The organism is Pseudoalteromonas sp. 2CM39R, assembly GCF_023161845.1.
Genome location: NZ_JALNTM010000001.1, coordinates 375,916 through 399,563 on the forward strand (window position 1 = coordinate 375,916; position 23,648 = coordinate 399,563).

The following is a 23,648-nucleotide window of genomic DNA, read 5'->3' on the forward strand; positions in this document are numbered from 1 at the left end:
ACCGCTGATAGCTGAAGGCTGGCAGCTCCTTCGCGTTGGGTTTCGCTGCGCTCTACCCAACCTACGTGAAGAGTCAACAGGTTGAATGCTGTGGGGTTATAAACACTCGATAACCCCACAATTCGGCTTAGCGCTTTCCGCTTAAAGCTATTGAACCGTTGCTTTTAGGCCGCGGCGTTTTAATAGCGCTGAGGTGTCTGGCTCTTGACCACGGAATGCTTTGTACGATTCCATTAGGTCACGCGAGTTACCAACTTCTAAAATTTCTTTGCGGTATTTATCACCCATTTGGCGAGTTAAACCACCTTGCTCTTGAACATAAGCAAAGGCGTCTGCCGCTAAAATTTCACTCCACATGTAAGCGTAGTAACCCGCTGAGTAACCGCCGCCCATTGAGTGTGAGAAGAAGGCTGACTTATAACGAGGTGGTACAAATGGTACATCAACACCATGTTTAGCAAGCGCTTGTTGCTCAAACTTTTCAATGTCTTGTAATGGTGCGTCAGCAGAAAGTGAATGCCATTCCATATCAAGTAGTGCAGCTGCAACGTACTCTAGGGTATCAAAACCTTGGTTGAAGCTACGTGATTGAATTACTTTTTTCAGTAGCTCATCAGGAATTGGCTCGCCAGTTTTATGGTGTTTTGCATAGTTAGCGATAACTTCAGGGTACATTGCCCAATCTTCTTCAAAAGTTGATGGGAACTCAACGAAGTCACGTGATACTGAGGTGCCAGATAGAGTCGGGTACTTCACGTTTGAGAACATGCCGTGTAAGCCATGACCTAGCTCGTGGAAAATCGTTGTTGCTTCATCATAACTGATAAGCGTAGGTTCGCCATTCGCGCCTTTTTGAATATTCATAACGTTTACGACAACTGGCTTTTGTTCTTTAAGGCCAGATTGTTTAACGAATGAGCTCATCCATGCACCGCCACGTTTGCCTTCACGAGCGAAGTAGTCAGCAAAGAAAATGGCTAAGCTTTTACCATTTTCATCAAACAACTCATAGGCTTTTACATCAGGGTGGTAAACCGGAATATCGTTACGTGGTTTAAAGGTGATGCCGTATAAACGGTTCATGGTGAAGAATACGCCGTCTTCTAAAACTCGGTTGAACTCGAAGTATTCTTTCACTGCATTTTCGTCAAGGTTGTATTTATCTTTACGTACTTGTTCTGCGTAGAATAACCAATCCCATGGCTGTAATTTGAATTGCTCACCTGACTCATCAATCTTAGCTTGAATAGCCGCCGCTTCTGCGTTGACGTTCTGCATTAATGCCGGGATCATGCTTGCAAACATATCAAATACAGCTTGTGGTTTTTTCGCCATTTGCGACTCTAAACCAAAATCAGCCCAGCTGTCGTAACCTAATAGTTTCGCTTTTTGAGCACGTAACTGAGCAAGTTCTGCCACGATATCACGGTTACTATTTTCGCCCGATAATGCACGCTCAGCCGATGCACGCCATACTTTTTCACGTAAATCACGGTTTTTCAGTGTTGCCAGAATAGGCTGACGCGTGGTGTTTGTGATCTTAATTAGGTATTTACCAGGGTGACCTGCTTCTGCTGCGGCATTGGCAAGCTGCTCAATTTGACCTGCTGGTAAGCCCTCAAGCTCTGCTTTGTCATCCACTAAAACAACATTTGTTTTAGTAAGCGCTAATAAGTTTTGTGAGAACTGAGTTGTTAAGCTCGAGTGCTTTGTATTGATATCACGAATTTGTTGTTTTTGCTCTGCACTTAATTTTGCACCAGCACGCACAAAACGTTTGTAGTAAACGTCTAATAAACGCTTTTCTTCAGCAGTTAAGGCAAGGCTGTCAGCTTCGCTGTGAATAGCCGCTACTTTCTCAAAAAGTGCTTTATTTAAGAAAATGTTGTCGCTATGAGCCGCTAGTTTTGGCGCTAACTCTTTTTGTAATTCACGACGTGCCGGGTTTGAATCCGTACCCGCTAAGTTATAAAAAATACTGCGTGTGCGTGTTAATAGCTCACCACTTTTCTCGAGCGCAACAATCGTATTAGCAAAATCAGGCTTTGCTGGGTTGTTGATGATAGCTTGCACTTCAGTCATTTGCTCAGACATGCCTTTATTAAATGCCGGCATGAAATGTTCATCTTTAATCGCTCTGAAATCAGGCGTTTCGTATTGTAATACGCTTTTCACAAACAGTGGGTTAGCTTGCTCATTTGCAGCAACAGGTGCTGATTGCTCTGATTTAGGCGTTGATGTTGTTGTTTGCGGTTCTGAACAGGCTGTAAGTAACAGCGCAGAACTGATCGCGGTTGCGATTAGGTGTTTCATAGTTTTTCTCTTGTCATTTTTAAAATTAAATTGTGTCGATATAACCTTGCACATACGTTTTATAAGCTCTTGATTTTGCATAGCGGTTAAAACGGATTACAAAAAGATGCTAAAAAAGCACTTATATGAGGCAGGTATCACCATGTGATCAATGAACCCAGCATACTGTGTCTTATTACAATTGACCTCATACGTTGCGATAAGGTGATTATTGGCTGAGATAAGCCGTTAAAATTCTCTAAGATCGGAAAGCCACTTATAACTCAACAGCTTAAATAGCCCGACCAAATTGATCTTTTTGACTCATAACAGTGTCCAAATAAAAACTTTATGGTATGTTATATTGTAACAACTTGGTCTGCAATCAATCTTGCCATGGAGTGCATTTTTTTACGATAAGTTGCAAGTGTTGCTGAATAAGCAAGGAGTCATATGGCTATCATAATTAAACATGCCTGCGTTGTTAATGAAGGACAGCGCGAAATAAATGATGTACGAATTGTTGGCAATCGAATCGCTGAAATTGCCAAAGATATCAGTGCCAAGGCCAATGATGAGGTAATTGATGCAAGCGGTCTGTTGCTATTACCAGGCATGATCGACGATCAAGCTCATTTTAGAGAGCCTGGCCTTACCCACAAAGGCACGATCGCCAGTGAATCCGCCGCCGCAGTTGCAGGTGGCATTACAAGCTTTATGGAAATGCCTAATGTCTCACCTTCGACTACCACGGCAAAAGCACTTGCTGATAAATACGCGATAGCAGCGCAAACGAGCGCTGCGAATTATGCGTTTTACTTTGGCGCGACCCCAGACAACCTCGATGAAATTAAGGCTCTTGATGCCAAAAAGGTATGTGGTGTTAAAGTGTTTATGGGGGCATCAACAGGCGATTTACTGGTTGAACACCCGCATGCTCTAGAGGCAATTTTTCGGGAAAGCCCAGTAGTCATTGCCACCCATTGCGAGCAAGGGGAGGTTATTCAACAAAACCAGCGCCGTATAGAAAAACGTTATGGCGAGTTACAAATAGAGCATCACCCGTTAATTCGTGATGAGTTGGCGTGTTATGCATCTTCATCGTATGCCGTATCGCTGGCAAAACGCTATGGCTCGCAGCTGCATGTTTTACACCTTACAACAGCAAAAGAGCTAGAACTATTTAGCAACGCACCCATAGAGCAAAAGCACATAACCGCCGAAGCTTGCGTGCATCATTTGTGGTTTAACCAAGATGATTACGCAAGCTATGGCAATCAAATTAAATGTAACCCCGCCATAAAATCAGAGCAAGATCGCCAAGCGCTACTCGCAGCAGTGCGTGATGGTCGCATTGATATTATTGCCACCGATCATGCCCCTCATACTTGGCAAGAAAAGCAGCAACAATACAGCGCTGCACCAGCTGGCCTCCCTTTAGTCGAACATGCATTACTCTCGTTACTGGAGCAGGTAAAACATGGTGCGTTGAGCCTTGAGCAAGTTGTTGAAAAAACAGCGCATAACGTGGCAAAGCGATTTGCTATCGAAGAGCGAGGGTTTATCAGAGAAGGTTACTTTGCAGATTTAGTTCTGGTTGACCCAAACGCAGAAAAGCACGTCGAGCACACAAACACACATTATTTATGCCAATGGACGCCATTTAATGGCACCACTTTTTCAAACCAAATCACACATACCTTTGTTAATGGTGAGTGTGTCTTTGATGGGCAGCACGTAACCCCGCACAAACAGGCCGCTATGGCCTTAACATTCAATCGTTAAAAGAAGTTGATATGCAATTACCCGATATTACCTCGCACTCTAATGTAGATTTTCAGTCGCCTTTAAAATGGGTTGGTATGGAAAAAATAGCATTGCCTTTGAAGCTTGCACAAACTCATGTTGATGTGCACCTAAATGCCAAAGCTGATGTGTTCGTTAGCCTTGATAGCAATGCTAAAGGCATTCATATGTCGCGTCTTTATTTACTACTTAATCAGCTATTGGCTAAACAAAGTTTAACGACTCAGCGTGTTAACGAGTTTATGGAAGCCGTTTTAGCATCACAAAAAGGCTTAAGTAAAGGCGCAAAACTGGTGCTGCATTTTGATTTACCCGAGCTAAAACCAGCGCTACTTAGCGACAATGCAGGTTACAATGCTTACCCTGTCGTTTTAACTATTACAAAGCAGCAAACGCTTGCCATTAATTTAAAAGTTGATATTGCCTACAGTAGTACGTGCCCGTGTTCAGCTGCATTATCAAGGCAGCTTTTGAGCGAAGCGGTCGATAAGCAATTTAGCGATGCGAATATAGATAAAGCATCTTTACTCAGTTGGCTTGCAAGTGAACAAGGCTCTATTGCAACCCCTCATAGCCAGCGCTCTTACGCGTATATTGATGTCACTTTTAGTAGTGAGAAGTTGCCAGATATTGGCGGCTTTATCACAGTATGTGAACAAGCCATAGGCACACCAGTACAAACCGCCGTTAAGCGTGAAGATGAACAAGCATTTGCCGCCCTTAACGCAAAAAACTTACTGTTTTGCGAAGATGCAGCAAGGCGATTGAAGCAGTGCTTCGAAACCATGCCGAGTATTGCTGATTACCAGTTTAAGGTTGAACACCAAGAAAGCTTACATGGCCACAATGCCGTGGTTCATGAATCTAAATATTAAGCTCATAAGTCTAAGTATTAGGCCATGAACCTAAAATGGTTTACAAATTTTGACATTAGCGGTCGCAAAATATTGCTATTCATTTTCACAATGATAATGATACGAGCGCTAAAAATGATAAACATAATAATATAAAGGACGACTATGCGTTTTAAATTTATTGCTGCTGCAGTGGGTCTCGCTGTAGCAAATGTTGCTGTTGCCGACGAAGGCATGTGGCAACCTCACCAGCTACCAGAGCTTGAATCAGTGTTAAAAGCGAAAGGCTTGAGCATTGATGTAGAGTCAATTTCAAAATTAACAGAGTTCCCGATGAATGCGGTAATTAGCCTTGGTGGCTGTACAGCTTCGTTTGTTTCACCAAAAGGCTTAGTTGTCACAAATCATCACTGTGCCTATGGTTCGATTCAATATAACTCGACTACCGAAAACAATATTTTAGAAAATGGCTTTTTAGCTAAAACAACCGGCGAAGAAGTCCCTGCTGCGCCGGGTTCTCGTGTTTTTGTAACAGAGCAAGTAACTGACGTTACAGATAAAGTAAATAAAGGGACTGAAAAGTTAACCGGTAAAGCACGTTTTGATGCTATTCAAGCAAATGAAAAAGCACTTGTTAGTGAGTGTGAGCAAGACAAGAGCTACCGCTGTAATGTGTATACTTTCCACGGTGGTCTAGAGTATTACCTTATTAAATCGCTAGAAATTAAAGATGTACGTTTAGCGTATGCACCTGCTATGGGCGTAGGTAAATACGGCGGTGATATCGATAACTGGATGTGGCCGCGCCACACAGGTGATTTCTCGTTCTATCGCGCGTATGTTGGCAAAGATGGCAAGCCAGCTGAATATTCAGAAGATAACGTGCCGTACCAAAGTGATGCGTTTTTAAAAGTAAGCGCTAAAGGCGTTCAAGAAGGCGATTTTGTGATGGTTACCGGTTATCCGGGCAGCACAAACCGTTACCGTATTTCGCCTGAAGTTGATTACGTGTTTAACACAGCTTACCCATTAGCGCGTAAATATAACTCTAAATATGTCTCGTTAATTGAAGAAAATGCGCCTGAGGGTTCAGAGGCACGTATCGCTTATGAAAGCACGATTGCGGGCTACAACAACTACATTAAAAACTATGGCTCAATGATTGAGAGTTTCAATAAAGGGTCAATGTATAGCCGTAAGCAACAATTCGAAAAAGATCTCACTGCGTGGATCAATGAAGATAGTAAGCGCAAAGCTAAATACGGACATGTACTTGCTGATTTATCTTCGCTAGTTGCGCAGTCGCAAGAGCATAACCAGCGCGACCGCATGTTAGGCTACGTACATCGCTCACAAATGATCTCAACTGCTCGACGTTTATACCGTTTAGCTTACGAAAAACAAAAGCCAGATGCTGAGCGCGAAAGCGGTTATCAAGAGCGTGATATGCCACGTATCGAGTCTCGTTTAAAAAGCATGAGCCGTCGTTATGATGAAGCCGTAGATAAAGCTATTTTACTGTACTTTATTGAGCAATATGCTGCATTACCTAAAGGCGAGCGAGTTGCAGAGGTTGATAAAGCACTGGGTCTTACAAACGGTTTTGATAAACAAAAACAGCAAGCCTTGCTTGATGACATGTATGCTAAATCGGTTCTTGCAGATGAAAGCAAACGTTTATGGATGGCAGATCTTGACCTTGCTCAGTTAAAGCAAAGTAGCGATCCATTTATTCAGTATGCGCATGCAATCTTTGCGGTCACAAAAGATATTGAAGATGCTAAAAAAGAACTGGCTGGTAAACAGCAAGCTGCTCGCCCTGCATTAATGGAAGCAATCATCGCTTATAACAAGGCACTTAATAAGCCAGTTTATGCTGATGCTAACAGCACCCTGCGTGTAACTTACGGTACGGTAGGCGGCTATTCACCGCAAGATGGCTTAGTGGCAACCCCCTTTACATCTTTAGAAGGACTACTTGCTAAAAACACCGGCATTGAACCATTCAACTCACCAGAGAAACAAAACGAGTTAATTAAGCAAAAGCTTTATGGTGATTACACCGGCGGTATGAATACGGTTCCGGTTAACTTTTTATCTAATGTAGATACCACAGGTGGTAACTCAGGTTCACCAACGTTAAACGGTAATGCTGAGCTAGTTGGTTTGTTATTTGATGGTGTTTACGAAAGCATTATTGGTGATTGGGATTACGATGAAAATTTAAATCGCTCAATTCACGTTGATTCACGATATATGCTGTGGGTGATGGATAAAGTTGATAATGCTCAAAACCTACTTAAAGAGATGACTATCGTTAAGTAATCTAAGTTTAACGTTAATTTAAGCTTTAAAATGCCAGTCTAACAGACTGGCATTTTTGTTTTTAATGAAAATAAAATCATTTGATTTCATAAGGTTGAAAAATATTTATAAAAATTAATTTTTCTTAAGTTTTATTTAAGTTTCGCTCGATAAATTTTACACATAGCCTAAGTGGAGCGAACAATTATGCTTTCAGTTCAACAATCACATCAAACTCAAGTTCAAGAGCCTGCCTTTGTTTGCACGCGTGAAGGAGGTCAACACCGTGACCGCCTTGAGCGTAATATTAAGCAAGGTTTTGCTGCAGCCTATGACGCGAAAATTTCGCAGTTCATGCCGCTTCTTTGTGAGCTTAATGTTGATGATGAAGTATGTACGTTAGGTCTTCGCTCTGCATCACAACCTTTGTTTATTGAACAATACCTCCCTGCGTCTATTGAACACTTTGTTTGTGCCAAGCGTGAGCACATTTTTGAGCTCGGTAATTTATGCTCAACGCATCGAAAAGCCACCTTGGCACATTTTGTTTTAATGAACGAAGCGCTCTATCAAGTAGGAGCAAAATATTTAGTGTTTTGTGCAACCCGTAAAGTGAGAGCGCTATTAAAAATGCTGGGTGTGAATTGCAAAGAAATCGGCGTTGCCAATGCACAAGCACTACAAGATCCAGCAAGCTGGGGTAGCTATTACGACAATCAACCAACCATTTGTGTGGTTGACCTAAACGAAGCACATCAGCGTGTACTAAACACCCCAGTTTTATTCAATATCAAACAGCAGTGTTTGCAGTCATCGCGTGAGCTTGCTGTATTTTTGGAGGTGTTATGAGTTGGTTGACACAATTACCACATAAAGATAGCGATACCTTAATGGTTTGCCACAAAAGCGATGGTGTGCGCTCACTAACTAAACAAGAATTTACTGAACAAGTAACTCGTTTACTGCCTACTTTGGCAGAATTTGATGCCCAAGGTGTGGCTTATCAATTAGATAACACACCTGCTTGGTGTGTATTAGAAGCTGCGCTTAGCGAACTTAAAAGAGTGGCAATTCCGCTACCAACGTTTTTTACGGCTCAGCAAGTTGCGTTTGGTTTGCAAAATAGCGGAGCAGGGCTATTTGTATGTGACCGCGCTTATGAAGGTGAGCATGCAAAATTAGTGGCGTTAGTCGATGTTTCTAAGCATTACCCTTTGTACGTTTATCAGTTGAGCAATACAAAGCCAATTTCTTATTTTGCTAACACGCAAAAGATTACCTTTACGTCGGGCTCAACGGGCACACCAAAAGGCGTGTGTTTATCGCTTGAGAGTCAATTGCAAGTAGCAACATCACTTTATCAAAGTATTGATTTAGAAAAACCAAACCATTTGTGTTTACTGCCGCTACCGGTTTTGCTTGAGAATTTAGCCGGTGTTTATGCGCCGCTGTTAGCTGGTGGCACGGTTAATTTAGTGCCTTTAGCTGAACTTGGTTTTTCTGGTGCACAGTTACTTGAGCCACACAAATTAATAGCCACAATTGAGCGCACTGAGCCAAATACCCTTATTTTAGTGCCTGAACTACTGACTTGCTTAGTGGCTTTCGCAAAGCAAGGTTGGCAAGCACCTAAAAGCTTAAAGTTTATTGCAGTAGGTGGTGCTGTTGTAAGCCAAGCGCTTATTAAGCAAGCCCGTGAGTTCGGTTTACCGGTTTATCAAGGCTATGGTTTGTCTGAATCGTCATCGGTAGTGAGCTTAAACACTCGCGACGATGATGACATCGACACCGCAGGGCGAGTACTTAAGCACATTCAATACAAAATTGAAAATGGTCAGCTTTATATCAAAGGTTCATTGTTTTTGGGGTACTTAGGTCAAGCTGCACAGAATGCTGACGATTGGTATGCAACTGGCGATCTCGTTACTGAGCAAGCAGGTCGCTTGGTTATACAAGGCCGTTTGAAAAACCAACTTATCACCAGCTTTGGTCGCAATATCAGTGCCGAGTGGCCAGAGTCGTTATTGCTTAGCCACAGCCAAGTACAACAAGCGGTAGTGATTGGCGAAGGCCAGGCATTTTTAGCCGCGCTTATCTATGCAAACCAAGCGATGAGTGACACTGAACTTGCTGCCCATATTACGGCACAAAACGCGCAACTCCCTGAATACGCACAGATTAAAAAATGGCACCGAATGGCAGAGCCTATGAGCCACACGCAAGGCTTATTAACTAGCAATAATCGCCCAAAACGCGATGTTATCAATCAATTTTTTGCTGCAGAGATTTCTGCACTTTATCAAGAGGCGACGAGCATGAGTCAATTTTTCAATACATTACAAGCCGAAACACAAACAGAGCGCGACTACCTTTTAGCAGCGCCGATTATTGGCCGCGTTTTTAAAGGCGAAGTAAGCCTGAGTGAATATGCATCGTTCTTAACGCAAGCTTATCACCATGTTAAACACACAGTGCCATTACTGATGGCTGTCGGGGCAAAGCTAAGTGATAAACAAGAGTGGTTGCGCGAAGCTGTTGCAGAATACATCGAAGAAGAATTAGGTCATCAAGAATGGGTACTAAACGATATTGCAGCCTGTGGTTTTGATAAAGAGTTAGTGCGTCATTCTCGTCCACAGTTTTCGACCGAATTAATGGTGTCGTATGCCTACGATGTAATTAATCGCGGAAACCCATTAGCATTCTTTGGCATGGTTCATGTGCTTGAAGGTACCTCGATTGCATTAGCCGATAATGCAGCAGGGCGAATTCGTGAGGCTGTAGGTCTACCGAAAAAGGCATTTTCATACCTTACTTCTCACGGTGCACTGGATATTGAACACGTTAAGTTCTTCGAATCACTGATGAACAAAATAGACAATAAAGACGACCAGCAAGCCATCATTCATGCCGCTAAATGTTTTTACAAACTATACGGCAATATTTTTCGTGACCTCGATATCGAGCCTTTCTTTAGCGAAGCTGACTTGGAGCAAAGCGCATGAGTAGCCCGGTGTGTGTGCTAACCGGTGCAACAGGGGGCATTGGCCGTGCTATTGCCCTTCGTCTTGCAAAAGAAGGTTGGCGTTTATTACTTGTTGGTCGAAATGTGAAGCAACTTGCTGCACTGCAATTGGAATGTGGCAATGATGCTGAGTATTTTCAGGCTGACCTAAGTAACAGCGAATCTCGCGATGACCTAGCTAAGTTTGCTCAGCAAATTGGCGGTGCAAGGCTACTTGTAAATAACGCAGGCGTTAATGTAATGCAGGGGTTTAGTGAAATTAGCGAGCAGCAAATTGATCACCTGTTAAATATTAATCTGCATGTGCCTATTAAATTGTGTCAGCTGTTTTTACCACAAGTGACCCGCAATAAAGGCACGATTGTCAATATTGGTTCATCGTTTGGCAGCATTGGTTATCCGTATCAAACCTTGTATTGCGCTAGCAAGTTTGGCTTAAGAGGAATGACCGAAGCTCTTGCCAGAGAGCTCAGCCACAGCGATGTGAAAGTATTGTATTTAGCGCCTCGTGCGACTGACACCGCAATTAACTCGCCACAAGTGCGCGCGATGAACAAAGAGCTGGGTAACACTATGGATCCGCCAGAAAAAGTGGCTGATGCATTAATAGATTTAATTAAATCAAAAAAACGTCGTCGTTTTATTGGTTTTCCAGAAACATTATTTGCCCGTATTAACGGCGCATTTCCATCACTCGTTGATAACGCAATAGCAAAACAACTTCCTAAAATTAAAAGTTTTTTTGCCAACTAAATTGATCAAGGTGAATGATTATGACTAAACTAAATTTAAAAGCCCTAATGATGTTAGGTGTTATCATGGCTGCGCCTGCAAAAGCCGACTTTAATAGCGATTTAAGTTCGGTGCAAAAACAGTGGGCAGTGGTTAATTACGAATTAGTTGACGATGCGCAGTTAGATGCATTCGAAAAGTTAGCGAGCGAAACCGCAGAGTTTACCAAAGCGAACGACCAGCAAGCAGCCAGCCATATTTGGTATGGTATTGTGCTATCGAGCTATGCGGGGGCGAAAGGAGGCTTGGGCGCGCTAGGCCTTGCAAAAGATGCTAAAGCGCAATTTGAAAAAGCGCTAAGCCTAGATCCAAAAGCACTTGAAGGCTCTGCATATACTAGCCTTGCAACCTTATACGGTAAAGTACCGGGTTGGCCAATTGGTTTTGGTGATGACGATGAAGCGAAAAAGCTGTTTAAGCAAGCGCTTGAGCTAAACCCGCGTGGTATCGATAGCAACTATTTATATGCGTCATTCTTGTATGACGAGCGCAAATATAAATCAGCTAAAGAGTTTTTATTGGTTGCACAGCAAGCGCCAGCGCGTCCTGAAAGACCAAAAGCAGATCTTTACCGCCAGCAAGAAATTACTAAATTATTGGCTAAGGTAGAGAAAAAAATAAAGAGATAAACTATGCATTTATTGCTCGTTGAAGATGACCACTTAGTGGCAGAAGGCCTATGTCGTTCTTTACGTCAACAAGGATATAGTGTTGAACATAGTTCTACTGTTCAATCAGCAATGCAGTGGCTGCAAAGTGACGAAATTGAGCTGGTAGTCCTTGATTTAGGGCTACCAGACGGTGACGGCATCGATATTCTAAAGCACATCAAAAAGCATCGTAAAAATATACCCGTGGTGATCTTAACAGCCAGGGGAAGTATTGATGATAAAGTCATGGGGCTAGATTTAGGCGCTGATGACTACCTAGCAAAGCCCTTTGATCCCGCAGAATTATTTGCCCGTCTTCGGGTTGCCAGTAGGCGTTTGACCCAAGCACAAACCAGCACTTTAAAAGTTGGTGATGTTGAAATGGACACCGCCGCTTTTACCGTGAGCTTTCAAGGTGAGCCAGTAAACTTGCCGCGCAAAGAGTTTATGCTCCTTAAAGCCTTGTTAGAAAACCAAGGCCGCGTGCAATCAAAACAACAGTTAGAAAGTAAACTGTATGAATGGGGCGAAGAGGTGGGGTCTAATACCATCGAAGTACACATTCATCACTTGCGTAAAAAATTCCCAAAAGAGTTTATTAAAACCTTACGCGGCATCGGTTATGTGGTGGGTAAACGCTAGTGTCAATTCGTAAAAGGCTGACTTTACTCATTTTGTCTATGGTGATCTTAACCTGCTTTTTGGCTTTTACTAAAGGTTATCGTGAAAGCATGAATCAGGCTGAAGCACTGCTCGATAACGAGTTGGTAACGCTTGCTCATGTGTTGATTGAGCAGCCTCTCAGTAAAGGTACCCCAGCTTATAGTAGTGATTTACCGCAGCTATTATTTCAGGTCTGGGTTGATGACAGCTTGGCCTCAAGCTCAAAGTCATTGCAGCATAACCCTAGCAATCAAAGTCAGTGGCAAACTGGGTTTAGTGTTGAGAACTTGGCTGGGCAACGAGTAAAAGTGTACCGTTTAAGCGAAGGCAATAAGCGGGTGCTTATTGCAGAGCCTTTGAGTAAACGTGTGGCACTCACCGAAACCGTGATTCTATCGGCTATGACGCCGCTGCTTTGGAGTGTGCCCATTCTTGCACTCCTTATTAGTGTGTTTGTAAAACAAGGGCTTGCGCCACTAACTCGGTTATCTAATCAACTAAAACATCGTCAAGCAAATGACTTTACAGCTATTCCTTGGCAAACACCCGAGCAAGAAATAAAACCCGTAATTAGCCGCTTAAATGACCTATTTAAACGGGTTGAAAGTGCTTATTTACGAGAGCGCTTTTTTGCCTCCGATGCAGCCCATGAACTGCGCACGCCGCTCAGTAGTTTAAAAATCAATGTACATAACCTACAGGCCCAAGGTGTTGAAAGTGTTGAACTAGATGCGATGGAACAAGGTGTAGATAAACTAAGTAATATCGTTGAGCAGATGTTGATTTTGGGTCGTACTTATCCAGAACAATGGCAGGCGCAATTTAGCGCGGTATCGGTGCTAGAAATTAGCCAGCAGGTTGCCTCACAGCTTTATGATCGTATTGACGAAAAAGAACACACTATCAGCATTGAAGGTGATGATTTTATCATCGCCGGTGACGAATTCACCTTACTCACCTTATTTGGCAACTTACTTAGTAACGCCATAAAATATACTCCAGCGTCGGGAGAAATTTGTATTACCTTGAAAGCCGAAAATGATCGTTTTATTTGGCAAATAGACGACTCAGGCCCCGGTATTGATGAAGCTCAAAAGCAGCGTATTTTTAATCGCTTTTACCGTGTGGGTGGCGATAAACATCCATCAGGTGAGCAAGGAGCAGGTCTTGGTATGGCCATTGTTGAACACATAGTGTCGATTTATAACGCCGATATTGCCTTAGCTGACAGTCACCTTGGTGGCTTGCGGGTGAGTGTTTCCTTCATGCGAGGAGATGTCAGTGAATAAATGGATTTTGGCGCTTTCTATGTTGCTACTATGCATGCCGTCTTGGCTAGTCTATGCCAAAGAGTACAAGCTGATCTTAAAAGACCATTTGTTTTATCCTGCAGAAATAAAAGTACCTGCCAATAAAAAGCTGCGGCTTTTGATCGAAAACCAAGATGACACCCCAGAAGAGTTCGATAGCTTTGACTTAAATCGCGAAAAAGTGCTCTACCCAGGTCGCACGAGCGTCATTTATATTGGGCCGCTCAGCCCTGGCCGGTATGACTTTTTTGGTGAATTTTCGCCTAATACAGCGCGAGGGACAGTCGTGGCTACGGAGGAAAAAGATGCTGATAACTAGTTTGTTAATGAGCATTAATCAGCTTTTGCCTGTGGTGATTTTAGCTGTGCTTTTGAGCTTGATTGTGCCTTTAAGTCAGCGCCAACTGGGCGTATATGCAGTGATTGGTACGCTACTGAGCTTAGTGTTTGTGCAAGGCGCTGCTTGGCTGAGCCAGTTATTTGACCATCGGGGTTTAGAGTTCATGCAAATGTTGCTGTGTATTGTCATTTTTATCGCTGCGTTAATTAGCTGTCAGCAACGAAGCATGGCAGCTGCTGTGGCTTTGATTGCGACCATGACGTTGTATTTAAGTCATTACATGATCTATTTAGTCAGTTTTTGGCATAGCAGGGATACCGCAGAGCCATTGCTACTGGGTACATTTTTAGGTGTTGGCATTTGTATTAGCTTTGGCGTGTTACTGTTCTTTTTGCTTGAGAGTATTACCAAGCGCGTGGGCGTGCAGCCATTGATTGTGTTACTTGCCTTAAATGCAACGGCAAAGCTATTGATATTTATTGATTTAGCAAGTCAGATCGATTTACTCGATGTGACCTCAAATTATTTAGATTGGCGCGGGTTTTTAGTTGAAAACTCAGAGCTTGGGCGCGTATTAAAAGCCTTAGTAGGTTATGAAGCCACGCCAAGCAAAACCGCACTTTGGGTGTATATCATTGCTACGTTGGGGTTTATCGCCTTAGCCCACGTTTTAAAAATTAAAAAGACCAAGGAGCCAGTATGCGGTTCTTAAAAGTTAGCTTAACTTGTTTGCTTTTAGCAAGCATCAGCCAAGTCGCTCATGCTGATGGCATGGTGGTTGATAAAGTGTACCACCCTTATGTATTGCCTTTTGAGCGCGAAGTTGAGTGGCGTTTAGTGTCTAGGCAAACAGATAGCGGTAATGTGCTTGCACAGCGTGCAGGCTTTGGTGGTGCAATTAACGACACCATGAGCTTAGAGGGCTACTTGGTTGGCGAGCGCGATGATAACGGTGACTTTGGTTTATCTTCGTATGAAGTGGAGTTACGTTGGCAATTGGTCGAGCAAGGTCGCTTGTGGGCCGATTGGGGAGCGTTATTTGAGCTTGAAAAACAACACACACTCGATGCATACGAAGCAACAAGCGGCTTTTTATGGGAAAAAGAATTTGGTCGTACAAGCCTGACAATGAACGCTTTTTTAGTTTATGAATGGGGGGCTGATATTGAAAACGAGTGGGAAAGTGAGTTTCGCTTGCAGTACCGTTACCGCTATCGTTCGGCCTTTCAACCATCAATCGAATTATACGCCGGTGAGGACTTTATTGGAGTGGGTCCAGGCTTTACTGGCTTACACAGATTTAGCCCCAAACGTCAGCTAAAATGGGAAGCGGGTTTTATTAGTGAGCTTAGCCAATCAGGCAAAGATCATAGCTTTCGCTTGGCTTTAGAGTTTGAATTTTAATGTCGATAGTGTTTGACTTATCAAACTAACTCTATATAGTGGGCACCAGCTAGAAAGAAAGCGTGTAATTAATAAATCTTTATTTCGTTGTTGTATAAGTAATACTTGTAGTACCGTCCTGAAGTTTTTAAGTACCATCTCATTTTTTGCTACACCCGCCCACTAGGGCATGTTTAATTTTTTATATCAGGAATAATACTATGTCTAACATCGTATCAGGTACAGTTAAGTGGTTTAACGAATCTAAAGGTTTTGGTTTCATCGAGCAAGAAAATGGTCCAGACGTTTTCGCTCACTTCAGTGCTATCAAAAGCGAAGGTTTCAAAACTTTAGCTGAAGGCCAACGTGTAGAGTTCACTCTTTCACAAGGTCAAAAAGGTCCTCAAGCGGATAACATCACTCCGTTATAATTTTTACTTTTAGTAAAAGTTAAGAAGAAGCAAGCTACGGCTTGCTTTTTTTATGCCTAAAAATTGACTGAGCTAGTGAATATTTCTATATTTAATGCAGCTATGTCATTAGAGTGTATTAATTATCTTAAAATATTTGTTGTTAGCATGCCTAAGCTTTGCACCTGTAGTATTGGCAAAAGATAGTGTCACCATCTACACCGAGCAATTTCCGCCGTATAACTTCTCAAATAAAGGGCACTTAGAAGGCATTAATCTAAAGTTTGTTAAAGCAATGTGCGTTGATGCAAACATTGAATGCCAATTCGAGCTCTTACCTTGGTCTAGGGCATATCATTTAGCCCAGCAAAAGCAACTATCAGGTTTGGTCTCTACGGCACGTATTCCCGACCGCGAAGAGTTATTCAAGTGGGTTGGCCCAATGGCTTCCTCTCGTAACTTTTTTTATCGCTTACAATCAAATGACCGTATTAATCCAATCGATTTATCGCAAGTAAAAGATCATAGCTTATGTGTTGTCAGAGATAGCATTTACGAAAAGTTTGTAGAAAGCATTGGCTTTGAAGGTGATAAAAATCTTCTTAAAGTAAGCCACTATTACGAGTGTATTAACTTATTTTTCAAAAATAAAGTCGAGCTGATCATTGGTTCTGAGCTGTCGTTTAAATACCAATTAATGCAGTATGGTCACCAAGGTAGAGAAGTGGTCAAGTTAGTTGAATTGCCTCTTAATGGCACTGCAGGTAATTTTCTAGCACTTAATAAGACGCTACCTAATGAGTTAGTTGCTCGACTGCAAGCAAGTTATGACAAGCTGAGTAAGCAGGGTCTGTTAGAGACTTATATTGAGCAATATAAGGCGAATTAAGGTCGTTGTGCTAGCATCATTACCGCATTGTATCTTGGTGTCATTATCACCTCATTAAACGCTGCTTTTAAGGCATCGATATAACGTTGGTCGGTATTAATATTTGCTGCGAGATAACCTTTCATGGTTAAAAAGTCGATTGCATGAGCAAAGCTGAAACGAGCTTCATCCAGTGCTAATTGCTCAGCCATGGCCGCAATATAGTTCTTATCATCAATGATTAAATCAACCTTGCCCGACATCAACAGGTGATACGACTTATTAATATCAGAGGTATATACCACAGTATAACCACGTTCTGTTAGGCGCTGCGCTGCTAGGTCATGACGTTGTACCGCTATCTTATATTGCTTGGCTTGCTCATTTGAAGTGATGTTTATATCGCTGCGAGAGCTCAACTTAACAAAGCCCATTTGGTAGGTTGCCACTTCACCAATCCAATGAAAGTGTTTTTCACGTTCAGCAGTTTTCGCCATACTATAAATAAAGATATTCGGTTTCTTCAGTGCCATATTGTAAGCACGGGCCCAAGGGTAAAGCTCTATATTCGTGTTCAAATTAGCTTTAGCAAAAATTGCTTTCACAAGCTCGGTGCTCTCACCGGCAACTTGGTTATTAAGTAAGGTTTGGTTAGGAGGCGACAGTTCAGTCACAACGGTTAAGGTCGGCTTACTCAGTGCTGGCCAACTAAAGAAAAGAATTAGCAAATAAAGTCGTAAATAGTTCATTTATGTACTTAAAAGGACTTAGTAATTAAATCTTAGCACATAAAACGATAAAAGGGCCTTGCGGCCCTTGGTGAAGTATCGTTCAAGTCAGATAGACCTTTAACCCCTTAAAGTCCTATCCTATTGTTTTGCAACTACGGCTCATCTCATTAAGTTTCTAAGCTAGCGAGAGGAAAAAACCTGCAATTGCTGCACTCATGAGGTTAGCCATAGATCCTGCTAACACTGCTCTGAGCCCTAAGCGTGCGATATCCTTTCGCCGACTAGGCGCCATACCGCCTAATCCACCTAGTAAAATTGCTATCGATGATAAGTTAGCAAACCCACATAACGCGAATGTGACAATCGCTTGTGTGTGCGCACTTAACGTATCGCGATAATTAATAAAGTCGAGGTAAGCAACGAATTCGTTAACTACAACCTTCTGACCTATAAAACTGCCTGCGATTACAGCTTCGTTCCAAGGTACACCTAATAACCATGCAACTGGAGCGAATACGTAACCTAAAATTTCTTGTAGCGTTAATGTTGGATGATCAAACCAACCACCAATACCGCCTAATAACCCATTTAGAAGTGCAATAAGTGCTACGAAAGCAAGTAACATCGCACCTACGTTTAGTGCTAGTTGCATACCGTTTGCGGCACCTGATGCGGCTGCATCAATTACGTTAACCGGTTTTTCTTCTTGTACGTCTAAATCAGCTAAATCTTCTTTCGGTGTTTCGGTCTCTGGCACAATCATTTTTGCCATTAAGAAACCACCTGGTGCTGCCATAAAGCTGGCTGCAATTAAGTATTTAAGCTCTACACCAATTGTTACGTAACCTGCCATAACAGAACCTGCTACGGTAGCAAGGCCACCTACCATTACCGCAAATAGCTCTGACTTAGTCATGCTGGCGATAAATGGTTTAACAATCAATGGTGCTTCTGTTTGGCCAACGAAAATATTGGCGGTTGCAGAAAGCGATTCAGGGCGCGAGGTTTTCAATAGCTTTTGTAAGCCACCGCCTAGAATCTTGATTATCCAATCCATCACCCCGATGTGATACAACACAGCAACAAGTGCTGAGAAGAACACGATAACGGGCAATACTTGTATCGCAAAAATAAACCCTAGGGTATCTTGCGATGCCAGTGAGCCAAATAAGAAGCTAATCCCGTCATTGGCATAACCAATAACTGATGATACGCCTCGTGACATACTTGCCAGTACGTTTTTGCCCACCTCAAAGAACAAGACAAAGCCACCAATTAACACTTGTAGTAAAAAGGCGATGCCGACAGTTCTTAAATTAATTGCTTTACGGTTCGTAGAAGCCGCAAAAGCAATGCCTAGTAGCACAACAATGCCTACTAAGCTCATAAATGTTGTCATACTGACTGTTTCCCGTTGTTATTGTTGCAGTAAATATTTTATTTTACTTTTAATTATATCAATGGCAACGCGATTCATACCGCCGCGTGTGACTACGAGATCAGCTTTGTGCTTTGATGGCTCAATAAACTGATAAAACATAGGTCGCACTGTCGCTTGATATTGATCAACAACGGACTGTAATGTTCTGCCACGCTGCTCCATATCTCGTTGCATACGGCGCATAAGGCAGATATCTAACGGTGTATCAATGAACACCTTAATATCAAATTCTTTTCGAAGTGCCGGATCACTCAGTAGCAAAATACCTTCAACGATAAGTACTTTTGCAGGTGCTACTCGACGCTTTTCATCGCTACGGGTATGCATTGCATAGTCATAAGTTGGTACGTCTACTGATTTTCCAGCGCGCAATTGAAGTAAGTGCTCATGCAAAAGCTCATGCTCGAAAGCATCAGGATGGTCGTAATTGGTTTGCGTTCGATGGTCAAACGGCAAATGCGACTGGTCTTTGTAATAAGCATCTTCTTCGATCACTGCGATCGCGCCCGGTTCAAGCTCATTGACTAATTCGTTATAAATTGTCTTGCTAAAAAGAGACTTGCCCGACGCAGATGCGCCAGCAATAGCTATAATTGTTCGTGTCACTAAAGTTCTCGCCCACACAGAAGGAAACATTGTTAGGTAGATCACAATAGCAAAAAAGACACGATTAATCTCTTTTGCTTCGCTTAGAGATGCAAATTTATAATGTTTCTGTTTTATGAAACAGGACTTATGTCCTGTACCAAAAATTCGAAGAGCATATAAAGTATTCACATATTGATAACGAGGTACCCATGGCAAGAGCACTCATCTTAATGGCAGATAGCCTAGGAATTGGCGCAGCACCTGACGCAGAGAAGTTTGGTGACGTAGGCGCAAATACCTTTGCTCATTTACTTAAAGCCTATGCAGAAGAAACTGGTGAGCACTTATCGCTCCCTAATCTTACCCGTTTAGGTTTAGCAGATGCATGCGAAGCCGCAGGTAAAGAACCTTGTTTAGTTAGTGACCGCCAAGCACCTATTGGCGCATGGGGTTACGCTAAAGAGTTATCAAGTGGTAAAGACACGCCTTCAGGGCACTGGGAAATGGCCGGTGTACCTGTGTTATTTGATTGGGGTTACTTCCCTAATACACAGCCGTGTTTTCCACAAGAATTTGTTGATGAGCTAATTGCTCGCGCAGGTATTCCTGGCATTTTAGGTAACTGCTATGCCTCAGGAACAACCATTTTAGAACAGCTAGGTGAAGAACACATGCAAACCGGTATGCCGATTTGCTACACCTCAGTTGATAGCGTGTTTCAAATAGCCGCGCACGAAGAATCATTTGGACTGGAGAAACTTTATCAGGTTTGCGAAATCGCACGGGCGCTGCTTGATGAAATGAACATAGGAAGAGTGATTGCGCGGCCATTTTTGGGTTCAAGCCGTGACGATTTTGCCCGTACAGGCAATCGTCGTGACTATTCGGTGCTGCCACCGTCGCCAACCTTGCTTGATAAATTATCTCAAGACGGCGGTGAAGTGATCAGTATTGGTAAAATTGCCGATATCTATGCGCATCAAGGCATCACCCAAAAACACAAAGCACCAGGGCTAATGAACTTACTTGAGAAAACCTCAGAAGTAATTGCAAGCGCACCTGACCATAGTTTGATTTTTACAAACTTAGTTGATTTTGATGAAAAGTACGGTCATCGCCGTAATGCAGTTGGCTACGCTAAAGCATTAAAAGAGTTTGATGATTATCTACCGACTATCTTAAATCAGCTAAATAGTGATGATGTATTAATTATCACGGCCGATCACGGATGTGATCCAACAGCAGCAGGCACTGACCATACACGTGAATACGTGCCAGTACTTGCATACCAACCGGGAATGACAAACACCCCGCTTGGAGAACGAGCTAGTTTTGCAGACATAGGTCAAACCCTTGCCCAGTGGTTTAATCTTCCTGCACTTGAATACGGTGATAGTTTTAACGACAAGCTATTAGCGAACAAAAAAGGAAACCAATAATGAGTACTCCTCATATCAGCGCCAATGTAGGCGAATTTGCAGAAACGGTATTAATGCCGGGTGATCCGCTTCGCGCTCAATACATTGCTGAAAACTTTTTAGATGACGCAAAACAAGTAACAGGCGTTCGTAATATGTATGGTTTTACCGGTACCTACAAAGGTAAACCAGTGAGTATTATGGGCTCTGGGATGGGTATTCCATCAATGTCAATTTATGCCCGTGAATTGATCGTTAGTTACGGCGTTAAAAATCTAATCCGTATTGGTACCTGTGGCGGTATTGGTAGCGATATCAAAATCCGTGACGTTATTTTTGCACAAGGTGCAAGCACAGATTCAAACGTAAACCGTGCGCGCGTACGTGGTTACGACTTTGCCGCAATTGCTGATTTTGGTTTATTACTTAACGGCGTAAACGCAGCAAAAGAATTAGGCATTGAAGCGAAAGTAGGTAATGTATTTACAACAGATACATTCTACCAAGCAGATAACACATTCTATCAAGAATTAGACAAGCTAGGCGTACTTGCTGTTGATATGGAAACAGCTGGCATGTACGGCGTAGCCGCTGAATACGGCGCAAAAGCGATGGCACTATTTACTGTAAGTGACCACGTAATCACTGGTGAAGCAACACCAAGTGAAGAGCGTCAAAGCACTTTTAACGAAATGGTTAAAATTGCTTTAGAATCAATTTAAATAAGTTCCTTGGTAACGTATTCACTGAAATTTGGAAACACGCCCAAAGTGAAGTGAGACTAACCTCAAAGCCGCATTTATGCGGCTTTTTTTATAGCTGCCTGTTTACCTCGCGTAAAATCCTGCCCGTATCTCGCAACCGCCCCTTAAAACTTGAAAATTCAACTAATTGTTGCCACTTTTAATAGAGGAACAACAATTGAGGATGTTTATGTCTAATTGGGTTGAAGCTAAGGTAAAAGACGTTAAATGGTGGACCGACTCATTATTTAGCTTAATCGTTAATGCCGATGTTGAGCCATTCACGGCGGGGCAGTTTACAAAGCTTGCGATGCAAGTGGGTGATAAACGTGTAGCTCGTGCATATTCTTATGTGAATGCGCCGAACAATCCCGACCTCGAGTTTTATCTTATCAATGTGAAAGACGGGCAACTTTCTCAACAACTCGCACAATTAAAGCCGGGTGACTCAGTGACTATAGAGCGCCGCGCGACAGGCTTTTTTACCCTTGATGAAGTACCAAGCAGTGAGCAGCTTTATATGCTGAGTACAGGTACTGCGCTTGGCCCTTTTATTTCAATATTAGAGCAGGGCGAAGTGTGGCAAAAGTTTGAGCATGTTCATTTAGTGCATGGAGTTCGCTTTAACGAGGACTTAAGTTATCAGGAGCGCATTAATGCGCTCAAGCAGCAGTACCCAAATCTTTGCTATTCGCCTGTAGTCAGCCGAGAGTCAGCCACTATCGGTTTTAATGGCCGGATAACAGACGTAATTAAAGATCATCGTTTATTTGATGTAATAGGGCGCCCAACTGTACCTGATACCGCACAATTTATGATTTGCGGTAACCCACAAATGGTAAAAGATACTACGGCTATTTTGTTAGAGCTTGGTTTTAGCCGCAACAGACGCCGTGAACCAGGGCAGATCACAGTAGAGCAATATTGGTAAAAAACTATGCCAAACAGCTAGAATTTGCTACCTTAGCGCCTCAAATCAGGAATGATGCATTTAGGAAAAGTATGAAACCGTTATTTTTTGCAATCAGTTTATTACTCTCTTGGCAGTCAATTGCAAGTGACGAAACCACCGAACAAACTGGACCTCAAACGAGCAATGAACAAAAAGCCGAAAAGAAGGACGTACCTAGCTTAGAGTTTATTGAAGAAAAGCCAGCTACAGAGCAAAAATCAGCGTCTGAAACTGAAAAAGCGACTGTAGAAGCCGCTCAAGTTGAAGAAGAAGCTGCGAAGGCAACGAGTGAAACAACCACAAGCAGCGACGAACAAAAAGCGACAGCCGCAGCCTTAAAAGCGGTTGCAGAAGTTGATGATAGCAAAGTACTCGGTACACAAACCCCTGCACCTGCAGAGCAACCAAAAACAGTTGCCGAAAAACAGCAAGCCGTTGCAGAAGCAGAAAAAGCCGTTAACCAAGCAAAAGAAGCACTAACAGCGAAGCAGCAAGAAAAAGCACGTCAGTCACGTGAATCGATGGCGGTGATTGAACAGCTGATTGCAGCTTATAATGCTCGTAACATTGATGCTTTTATTAAAATGTACGATGAAAACGTTGAGTTTTATACATTCCCGAATGAGTTGATGTTCACCGGTAAAGAAAAGCTTATTGCACGATACGGCATCATGTTCAAAAAGCTAAAGTGTATTAAATCATCGCCAATTAAACGCATTGTACTCGGCAACATCGTGATTGATCACGAACTCTCTGAAACCTGTACACAAGACCCTAAAGTCGTCGACAAGCGCTCTGAGTTCGTTACCAGCTACAAAATAGAGAATGGCAAAATAACCAAAGTGTTATTCTTCCGTTAGAAAAAAGAGCAGCCCAGCTGCTCTTTTTTTATGGGGTCAAGTTACAAGTTAGCGAGTTTCAAGGGGAAAGGTGCGAGTAACGAGACGCGAGGTACCAGCGATTTTACATCGCGTCCTAGAACCCAAAGCCTAACGCTTATTACGCGGGATAAATCCGCTGCTACATGTAGGCGTGAAACTTGTTTCGCGCGTCTGATCGTTGAAGACTTCTATACGTT

General features: G+C 42.6%; 22 protein-coding genes and 1 pseudogene. 19 read left to right on the top strand and 4 right to left on the bottom strand.

Translation table 11 applies throughout. The annotated features are described in order from the left end of the window. Positions 1-147: 147 nt before the first annotated feature. Complete coding sequence (locus MTF66_RS01705; protein WP_248526126.1) at positions 148-2,313, bottom strand: M3 family metallopeptidase; 2,166 nt, start codon at positions 2,311-2,313, stop codon at positions 148-150. A 432-nt stretch (positions 2,314-2,745) separates the two neighbouring features. Here MTF66_RS01705 and MTF66_RS01710 point away from each other — a divergent pair, with 432 nt between their 5' ends. The 15 genes and pseudogenes from MTF66_RS01710 to MTF66_RS01780 all read left to right on the top strand — a co-directional run bounded on the left by MTF66_RS01710 (position 2,746) and on the right by MTF66_RS01780 (position 16,718). Next, complete coding sequence (locus MTF66_RS01710; RefSeq protein ID WP_248526127.1) at positions 2,746-4,077, top strand: dihydroorotase; 1,332 nt, start codon at positions 2,746-2,748, stop codon at positions 4,075-4,077. A gap of 11 nt (positions 4,078-4,088) precedes the next feature. Continuing rightward, positions 4,089-4,973: a GTP cyclohydrolase FolE2 gene (gene folE2, locus MTF66_RS01715; protein ID WP_248526128.1), complete on the top strand. Its 885-nt coding sequence runs from the start codon at positions 4,089-4,091 to the stop codon at positions 4,971-4,973. 144 nt (positions 4,974-5,117) lie between these two features. After that, positions 5,118-7,277: a S46 family peptidase gene (locus MTF66_RS01720; RefSeq protein WP_248526129.1), complete on the top strand. Its 2,160-nt coding sequence runs from the start codon at positions 5,118-5,120 to the stop codon at positions 7,275-7,277. 186 nt (positions 7,278-7,463) lie between these two features. Next, positions 7,464-8,105, top strand: a complete 642-nt coding sequence (locus MTF66_RS01725) for a thermostable hemolysin (protein ID WP_248526130.1) — start codon at positions 7,464-7,466, stop codon at positions 8,103-8,105. Further along, positions 8,102-9,559: pseudogene (locus tag MTF66_RS01730) on the top strand (AMP-binding protein); the annotation flags it as partial. The gene MTF66_RS01725 and the pseudogene MTF66_RS01730, both read left to right, overlap by 4 nt. Positions 9,560-9,571: 12 nt before the next feature. Continuing rightward, positions 9,572-10,261, top strand: a complete 690-nt coding sequence (locus tag MTF66_RS01735; protein WP_248526484.1) for a TenA family transcriptional regulator — start codon at positions 9,572-9,574, stop codon at positions 10,259-10,261. Continuing rightward, the gene (locus MTF66_RS01740) at positions 10,258-11,034 is read left to right on the top strand and encodes an SDR family oxidoreductase (RefSeq protein ID WP_248526131.1); all 777 of its coding nucleotides are present in this window, start codon (positions 10,258-10,260) and stop codon (positions 11,032-11,034) included. The genes MTF66_RS01735 and MTF66_RS01740 overlap by 4 nt, the downstream gene beginning before the upstream one ends. 20 nt (positions 11,035-11,054) lie before the next feature. Next, on the top strand, positions 11,055-11,702 hold the full coding sequence (locus MTF66_RS01745) for a hypothetical protein (RefSeq protein WP_248526132.1): 648 nt from the start codon (positions 11,055-11,057) through the stop codon (positions 11,700-11,702). A gap of 3 nt (positions 11,703-11,705) precedes the next feature. Then, the gene (locus MTF66_RS01750) at positions 11,706-12,365 is read left to right on the top strand and encodes a response regulator transcription factor (RefSeq protein WP_058584423.1); all 660 of its coding nucleotides are present in this window, start codon (positions 11,706-11,708) and stop codon (positions 12,363-12,365) included. Then, positions 12,365-13,675: an ATP-binding protein gene (locus tag MTF66_RS01755; protein WP_248526133.1), complete on the top strand. Its 1,311-nt coding sequence runs from the start codon at positions 12,365-12,367 to the stop codon at positions 13,673-13,675. Before MTF66_RS01750 ends, MTF66_RS01755 begins: the two co-directional genes overlap by 1 nt. A 19-nt stretch (positions 13,676-13,694) precedes the next feature. Then, entirely contained in the window at positions 13,695-14,015 is a 321-nt protein-coding gene (locus MTF66_RS01760) for a cupredoxin domain-containing protein (protein WP_082665581.1), read from the top strand. Beyond that, positions 14,002-14,748, top strand: coding sequence for an iron transporter (locus MTF66_RS01765; RefSeq protein WP_248526134.1), 747 nt, complete (start codon positions 14,002-14,004; stop codon positions 14,746-14,748). Before MTF66_RS01760 ends, MTF66_RS01765 begins: the two co-directional genes overlap by 14 nt. Further along, the gene (locus MTF66_RS01770) at positions 14,736-15,440 is read left to right on the top strand and encodes a hypothetical protein (RefSeq protein WP_248526135.1); all 705 of its coding nucleotides are present in this window, start codon (positions 14,736-14,738) and stop codon (positions 15,438-15,440) included. Before MTF66_RS01765 ends, MTF66_RS01770 begins: the two co-directional genes overlap by 13 nt. A 200-nt stretch (positions 15,441-15,640) precedes the next feature. Then, the gene (locus MTF66_RS01775) at positions 15,641-15,850 is read left to right on the top strand and encodes a cold-shock protein (RefSeq protein ID WP_004587186.1); all 210 of its coding nucleotides are present in this window, start codon (positions 15,641-15,643) and stop codon (positions 15,848-15,850) included. 172 nt (positions 15,851-16,022) lie between these two features. Continuing rightward, the gene (locus MTF66_RS01780) at positions 16,023-16,718 is read left to right on the top strand and encodes an ABC transporter substrate-binding protein (protein WP_248526136.1); all 696 of its coding nucleotides are present in this window, start codon (positions 16,023-16,025) and stop codon (positions 16,716-16,718) included. On the opposite strand, the gene MTF66_RS01785 is transcribed toward MTF66_RS01780, so the two are convergent. The 3 genes from MTF66_RS01785 to udk form a co-directional block, all read right to left on the bottom strand. Continuing rightward, the gene (locus tag MTF66_RS01785) at positions 16,715-17,446 is read right to left on the bottom strand and encodes an ABC transporter substrate-binding protein (protein ID WP_248526137.1); all 732 of its coding nucleotides are present in this window, start codon (positions 17,444-17,446) and stop codon (positions 16,715-16,717) included. The genes MTF66_RS01780 and MTF66_RS01785 overlap by 4 nt on opposite strands. Positions 17,447-17,603: 157 nt before the next feature. Further along, positions 17,604-18,827, bottom strand: a complete 1,224-nt coding sequence (locus MTF66_RS01790) for a NupC/NupG family nucleoside CNT transporter (protein ID WP_054563193.1) — start codon at positions 18,825-18,827, stop codon at positions 17,604-17,606. 18 nt (positions 18,828-18,845) lie between these two features. Continuing rightward, positions 18,846-19,475 carry a uridine kinase gene (gene udk / locus MTF66_RS01795; RefSeq protein WP_248526138.1) on the bottom strand — a complete coding sequence of 210 codons (630 nt, stop codon included), beginning with the start codon at positions 19,473-19,475 and terminating at the stop codon, positions 18,846-18,848. A 191-nt stretch (positions 19,476-19,666) separates the two neighbouring features. On the opposite strand from udk, the gene MTF66_RS01800 reads away from it, so the two are divergent. The 4 genes from MTF66_RS01800 (at position 19,667) to MTF66_RS01815 (ending at position 23,430) form a co-directional block, all read left to right on the top strand. Continuing rightward, entirely contained in the window at positions 19,667-20,896 is a 1,230-nt protein-coding gene (locus tag MTF66_RS01800) for a phosphopentomutase (RefSeq protein ID WP_063528418.1), read from the top strand. Next, entirely contained in the window at positions 20,896-21,597 is a 702-nt protein-coding gene (gene deoD, locus MTF66_RS01805; protein WP_036972525.1) for a purine-nucleoside phosphorylase, read from the top strand. The genes MTF66_RS01800 and deoD overlap by 1 nt, the downstream gene beginning before the upstream one ends. Positions 21,598-21,808: 211 nt before the next feature. After that, a complete protein-coding gene (locus MTF66_RS01810) occupies positions 21,809-22,549 on the top strand; it encodes a ferredoxin--NADP reductase (protein WP_248526139.1) in 741 nt (246 codons plus the stop codon). 71 nt (positions 22,550-22,620) lie between these two features. Beyond that, positions 22,621-23,430: a nuclear transport factor 2 family protein gene (locus tag MTF66_RS01815; protein WP_248526140.1), complete on the top strand. Its 810-nt coding sequence runs from the start codon at positions 22,621-22,623 to the stop codon at positions 23,428-23,430. Positions 23,431-23,648 lie beyond the last annotated feature (218 nt).

Coding starts and splice junctions, on each gene's coding strand:
- MTF66_RS01705 (WP_248526126.1), bottom strand. CDS start 2,313: ATGAAACACCTAATCGCAACCGCGATCAGTTCTGCGCTGTTACTTACA.
- MTF66_RS01710 (WP_248526127.1), top strand. CDS start 2,746: ATGGCTATCATAATTAAACATGCCTGCGTTGTTAATGAAGGACAGCGC.
- folE2 (WP_248526128.1), top strand. CDS start 4,089: ATGCAATTACCCGATATTACCTCGCACTCTAATGTAGATTTTCAGTCG.
- MTF66_RS01720 (WP_248526129.1), top strand. CDS start 5,118: ATGCGTTTTAAATTTATTGCTGCTGCAGTGGGTCTCGCTGTAGCAAAT.
- MTF66_RS01725 (WP_248526130.1), top strand. CDS start 7,464: ATGCTTTCAGTTCAACAATCACATCAAACTCAAGTTCAAGAGCCTGCC.
- MTF66_RS01735 (WP_248526484.1), top strand. CDS start 9,572: ATGAGTCAATTTTTCAATACATTACAAGCCGAAACACAAACAGAGCGC.
- MTF66_RS01740 (WP_248526131.1), top strand. CDS start 10,258: ATGAGTAGCCCGGTGTGTGTGCTAACCGGTGCAACAGGGGGCATTGGC.
- MTF66_RS01745 (WP_248526132.1), top strand. CDS start 11,055: ATGACTAAACTAAATTTAAAAGCCCTAATGATGTTAGGTGTTATCATG.
- MTF66_RS01750 (WP_058584423.1), top strand. CDS start 11,706: ATGCATTTATTGCTCGTTGAAGATGACCACTTAGTGGCAGAAGGCCTA.
- MTF66_RS01760 (WP_082665581.1), top strand. CDS start 13,695: ATGTTGCTACTATGCATGCCGTCTTGGCTAGTCTATGCCAAAGAGTAC.
- MTF66_RS01765 (WP_248526134.1), top strand. CDS start 14,002: ATGCTGATAACTAGTTTGTTAATGAGCATTAATCAGCTTTTGCCTGTG.
- MTF66_RS01770 (WP_248526135.1), top strand. CDS start 14,736: ATGCGGTTCTTAAAAGTTAGCTTAACTTGTTTGCTTTTAGCAAGCATC.
- MTF66_RS01775 (WP_004587186.1), top strand. CDS start 15,641: ATGTCTAACATCGTATCAGGTACAGTTAAGTGGTTTAACGAATCTAAA.
- MTF66_RS01785 (WP_248526137.1), bottom strand. CDS start 17,446: ATGAACTATTTACGACTTTATTTGCTAATTCTTTTCTTTAGTTGGCCA.
- MTF66_RS01790 (WP_054563193.1), bottom strand. CDS start 18,827: ATGACAACATTTATGAGCTTAGTAGGCATTGTTGTGCTACTAGGCATT.
- MTF66_RS01800 (WP_063528418.1), top strand. CDS start 19,667: ATGGCAAGAGCACTCATCTTAATGGCAGATAGCCTAGGAATTGGCGCA.
- deoD (WP_036972525.1), top strand. CDS start 20,896: ATGAGTACTCCTCATATCAGCGCCAATGTAGGCGAATTTGCAGAAACG.
- MTF66_RS01810 (WP_248526139.1), top strand. CDS start 21,809: ATGTCTAATTGGGTTGAAGCTAAGGTAAAAGACGTTAAATGGTGGACC.
- MTF66_RS01815 (WP_248526140.1), top strand. CDS start 22,621: ATGAAACCGTTATTTTTTGCAATCAGTTTATTACTCTCTTGGCAGTCA.